General features: G+C 73.9%; 2 pseudogenes. Both read left to right on the top strand.

Annotated features, from left to right (window positions below):
- Window positions 1–988: pseudogene (locus tag AC27IO_RS24545) on the top strand (DUF1631 family protein); the annotation flags it as partial.
- Window positions 907–1,171, top strand: a pseudogene (locus AC27IO_RS24540) (DUF1631 family protein); the annotation flags it as partial. The pseudogenes AC27IO_RS24545 and AC27IO_RS24540, both read left to right, overlap by 82 nt.

The raw sequence follows: 1,171 nt of genomic DNA, 5'->3' as shown, positions 1-1,171 counted from the left end.
GGCGCCGGTCGCGGCCCCCGCGCCGCCCTCGCCGTCGCGCACGGCCACCGAGGTGGTGAGCCGCATGATGGACAACATCGCGCAGGACCAGCGGCTGCCCCCGCCCATCCAGCGGGCCGTGCAGAACCTGCGGCCCGCCATCAAGCAGCTGGTGCGGCACGACCGGCGGTTCTTCACCGACGACAAACACCCCGCGCGCCGCCTGCTGGACGAGCTGACGCAGCGCGCGCTGGACTTCGAATCCGATGCCGACCCCCGTTTCGACCGCTTCATGCGGCTCGTGGACGAGGCGGTGAGCCACCTGGCCACCAGCGAAAGCCAGGACGCCGACACCTTCGCCACCGTGCTGACGGCGCTCGAATCGGCCTGGGCGTCGCAGGAGCGCCAGTTGCGCGAGGCCCAGGAGGCCGAGCGGCAGGCCGCCCTGCGCGTGCAGCAGCGCGAGGCCCTGTCCAAGCGCATCGCGGCCGACATCCGCGCGCTGGCGGGGGCGGACCAGGTGCCCCGGGACATTCTCGATTTCGCCGCCGGTCCCTGGGCCGACGTGGTGGCGCTCGCGCAGATGGACGACCCCGGCAGTGCCGATGGCGACCCCGGCGGCTACCTCGCCCTGGTGCCCGAACTGTTCTGGATCGCCCAGCCCGAGGTGGCCGCGGCCGAGCCCGAGCGGCTGGGCGGCACCGTCACGCGCATGCTCGGCACCGTGCGCCAGGGCCTGGACAGCGTGGGCCATGCCGAGGCCATGGCGGGCGCGTGCTCGAGCGCATCGCCGGCCTGCACCAGGCCGCGATGGAGCGCGCCGCCAGCCTGGCCTTGCAGCCGGCCGGTGCGTCCACCGAAGAGCCGGACGGCATGGAAACCATCGTGCCGCCGGAATCGCTCTATGGCTCGCTGCACGAACCCGGCGTGGCCGACGAGGGGGGCGATGCCGCCGCCAGCGGCGCCGAGGCCACCAACGACTTTCCGCTGGGCAGCTGGGTCGAGCTGATCTCCAACCAGCGCGCCGTGCACACGCAGCTGACCTGGTCGAGCCCGCACCACACGCTGTTCCTGTTCACCGCGGCCGACGGCAGCACGCAGTCGATGACGCGCCGCATGCGCGACAAGCTGATGGCCGAAGGGGCGTTGCGGGTGCTGCCCGGCCCGCCGCCCGCGGTGGCGGCCGCCCACG

The organism is Acidovorax sp. KNOB132, from assembly GCF_057541515.1.
Note: the sequence above shows the minus strand (reverse complement) of the source record. Positions and strands in the feature narration are given on the sequence as shown.